Annotated in this window: 2 protein-coding genes; both read right to left on the reverse strand. The window is 44.6% G+C overall.

Features of this window, described 5'->3' with window-relative positions; genetic code table 11:
- Nucleotides 1-504 precede the first annotated feature (504 nt).
- On the reverse strand, nt 505-2,874 hold the full coding sequence (locus PX636_RS05605) for an endonuclease MutS2 (protein WP_002796761.1): 2,370 nt from the start codon (nt 2,872-2,874) through the stop codon (nt 505-507).
- Nucleotides 2,875-3,210: 336 nt separating this feature from the next.
- The gene (gene psb27, locus PX636_RS05610; RefSeq protein ID WP_012265509.1) at nt 3,211-3,612 is read right to left on the reverse strand and encodes a photosystem II protein Psb27; all 402 of its coding nucleotides are present in this window, start codon (nt 3,610-3,612) and stop codon (nt 3,211-3,213) included.
- Nucleotides 3,613-3,828: the final 216 nt, after the last annotated feature.

The raw sequence follows: 3,828 nt of genomic DNA on the forward strand, positions 1-3,828 counted from the left end.
CCCTTGCCACACCTAGAAGGTAATCCTCATTAAGACAGGTAAATGAGTCAATTTCACCCACAACGATGATCTTTTTTTTGTGTAGTTTTATTGCAAAAAAAAAGTTTTTTTGACAAAAAACACAAAGTATGATAGGAAACCAACGTATTTCTGGCTGCCAGTAGTTATTGCAGAGTGGGAAGTGGAGAAGTGGAGAAGTGGAGAAGTGGGGAAGTGGGGAAGTGGGGAAGTGGGGAAGTGGGGAAGGGGAGCATCTCACCTTTGTAACCCCTAAATCAGGTTTTATGTCAAACTATTTTGAAAGCCTTACTAGAAACCAGTTTGAGGGACAAGTATAATTACTCACTTGTATAAAAATGAGATGCTCCCTGGGGAATGGGGAAGTGGGGAAGTGGGGAGTATTTTCAGTGATCAGTAAACAGTAAACTGAAAACTCACATCTGATAACTGATAACTGATTCAAGGCTGACTCCTAACCCGACAAAAAACTTTTTGCCGCAGACCCTAAGTTAAATAAGCGATAGTTACCCCCGAACCTCCCTCATTTTGGGGTGCTAATTGAAAGCGTTTTATCTGGGGATGACGGGATAAAAAATCGTGAACACCTTGACGCAATTTCCCCGTACCTTTACCGTGAATAATCCATAATATACCCGATGGGGTAGCGCGGGTGATCGCCTGTTCGATATCCGTTTCTGACTCTGCCACCCTGGAACCGCGAATATCGACAGTATTATTAGCAGTACGAATTAAAGGAGTCTCCTGGGGTTTTGTGGGAGTTTGTGGCAAATTTTTGGCAGGTTTTGGCGCAGTTTCCACTTTTTGACCATCCAAAGACTCAATCTGATCTAAGGGTAGGGTCATCTTCATCATACCGAAACGCAGGGAAATCTCGTCTGATTCCGGTGAAATTGCTAAAACTTCGGCAGTTTGTCCCAAATTGGGCAAGCGGACTCTTTCCCCCACTTGCGGACGATAATTAACCTTAGTTTTTTCCGTTTTTGGTAATAACCTTTCTGCGATCGCAGTTAACTCCTCTGTGGCTTTTTGGGCATCTCTACCAGTTTTTGTTCCCGCTTGCAATCGGCGAATAACCTCATTAATCTCTGCTTTTGCCGATAATAAAGCTTTTTGTATCTCCTGCTCCTGATAACGCTTTAATTCTCGCTCTCTCTCCTGTAGAGAATTGGCCCGCGTGGAAACTTCTGTATAAAATTTCTCCGTTTGTTGGAGTAATTGACTAGCTTCTTGAGCTTTTGACTCCTGTTCCCGTCTTTGCGCTTCCAAACCAGCAATTACTTGATTTATCTCCTCCGATAACCCCCCCAGATGATTTCTCGCTTCGGCCACAATTTCGGGACTTAATCCCAAACGCTGGGCAATAGTTAAAGCATTAGAACGCCCCGGAATGCCCCATAATAGTCGATAAGTAGGGGAAAGAGTGCGATCATCAAACTCTACCGAGGCATTTTCAAAGCGAGAATCTCGATACTTTAACGCCTTTAATTCTCCGTAGTGAGTGGTAGCCACCGTCAGTAAACTATGATCGGCGAGGTATTGTAAAATAGCGATCGCTAAAGGACTTCCCTCGGCCGGATCCGTACCTGCCCCCACCTCATCGAGTAAAACCAAGGAACGAGAATTTAAAGCCGCTAAAATGCGAACAATCCGGCGAATGTGACCCGAAAAAGTCGATAAACTCTGTTGCAAAGACTGTTCATCCCCGATATCGGCTAAAACGTGATCGAACCAGGGTATCTCTACCGGTTCCCGCGCTGGAATAAACAGGCCTGCTTTCGCCATTAAAGCCGCTAATCCGAGAGTTTTTAAAGTAACGGTTTTTCCGCCGGTATTTGGTCCGGTGATGGCAACAACGCGAATTTCTGGGCTAATCTGCACATTTATTGGTACGACCTCCCCCCCCTGTTCGTGGTGTTTTTGCCACCAGAGCAAAGGATGACGCAAATTCCGCAAAGTAATCGTTTCCGAACCATCGATAAAGTGGGGGGGATTACCCTCTAACCATAAACTGTAACGGGCCCTGGCGGTGGCCAGATCGAGCCTAGTAGCGATCGCTAGTAAATATTCTAAGTCCTCAAAGGCTTCGGCGATTGTATTACTTAACTGCCGCAGGATTTTTTCTTCTTCGATTTGTTCCTGACGACGATATTGCCGCAGTTGATTGCCTTGGTCAACGATAGAGTGAGGTTCAATGTAAAAAGTCGCTCCTGTGCTGGAAGTATCGTGAATTATCCCCGGTATTTGCTCTTTTTGTGCTGCTTTGACGGGAATCACCCAGCGGTCGCTTCTTTGGGTAATGACCGCTTCTTGGATAGCACCGCCCTGTTTTTGCATGATATCCTGTAATTTGCGGTAAATTCGCTCTTTAATCACCTTCATTTGTCCCCGAATTTCCCGTAATTGGGGACTAGCGCGATCGGATATCCGGCCATCTTCATCGATACAACGGTGTATTTCCTGTTCTATCTCTGGATAGGTGCGAATTTCCGCTACTAACTCTTTTAAAACTGGTATATCTTCCTGTTCGTCAATTAAACGCCGTAAACGTCGCACTCCGGCCAAAGTCGTGGCAATATTTAAAAGTTCCTGTCCCGATAATAACCCCCCCAGATGCGCCCTTTCTAGGGCATCGCCGATGTCGCTAATCCCATCAAAGGAAAGACGACTATCTAATTTTTGTTCTAAGCTATAAACTTCTTTGGTTTGGCAGAGTAGGTTTAAACTTTCCTCTTTGCTTTCCGGTAAGGGCAATTGACGAATCGCGATCGCACCGAGTTTAGTCGCTGCAAAAGTAGCTAGGTGTTGACATAGCCGCGGCCATTCCAATAATTCTAGGGTTTCGTCTTGAATCAATTTTGTAGTTTTTTATAATACGCTTTGTATTTCTAGTCTAACCGGATTTGGTCTGATTTTTACAGGAGTCATTTCAGCCGACAGTAATCAGTCAAGGGAAAAGACAGCACTGTTACTCGCACCTAATACCTGTCACTTAACAATCTCGCCAATCTGTTGACTATCTAAATTACTCGTTAAGACTGCACTGGAGTGCCGGAGTTGGGAGCAGGGAGAGGAAGTTCGAGCATTTGTACTAAAATTTCTCATACGCAGTTTAAATTCAGTACAGCTTATAATATTAGGTCGAGTTCTACTGATAACTGATCACTGATCACTGATAACTGATCACTGTATCTAAATTCCTTTCTGGAGAGAGAATTGCACCTGTTTAAATTCTTGTTTTAAACGTTGTTTGAGTTTGTCGGGGATAGGACGGGAACCGTAGGCGGTATAATAACCAGCTAGAGAGTTTAAGGCTGTTTGCATAGTAGTGAAAGAACGCAAACCCCCGGATTTTTTATCTCGTCGGTAGAGGGAGATGTAATCGTTGATTTGTTCCTTTGCTTGCGACTCAACTGCCGCTTTATTCGGGTCATCTTTGACCAAATCAAGGGCTGTGGTTAAACTTTCAATCACCGTCAGGGTATCTTTTCCATAATTGCCCGTTAACCCGGAACTACTAGAACAACCCATCAATCCGATGACCAGGACGAGAACCAAAGCTAATAAGCGAGAAATGTAAGGTTTTAGAGACATATTTTCAACACCATAAGTTAATCCCAAGTCACCTTATCCTATCAGGAAACCGTGACCAGTTCCCCAGGAGAGTCAACCTGCTGCAAAAATCAGGGGTCAACAGGGGGGAAAATAGGGTTTGCGGCAAAAAGTTTTTCCTGGTGGCAGGGTGTGGGGTGTGGGGTGGGGGGTGTGGGGGTTTACCCATTTTCAGGGGGTCAATTACCTAATTTTCAG

Source organism: Microcystis sp. M53598_WE2 (genome assembly GCF_030067735.1).
In the GTDB taxonomy this organism is placed as follows: domain Bacteria; phylum Cyanobacteriota; class Cyanobacteriia; order Cyanobacteriales; family Microcystaceae; genus Microcystis; species Microcystis aeruginosa.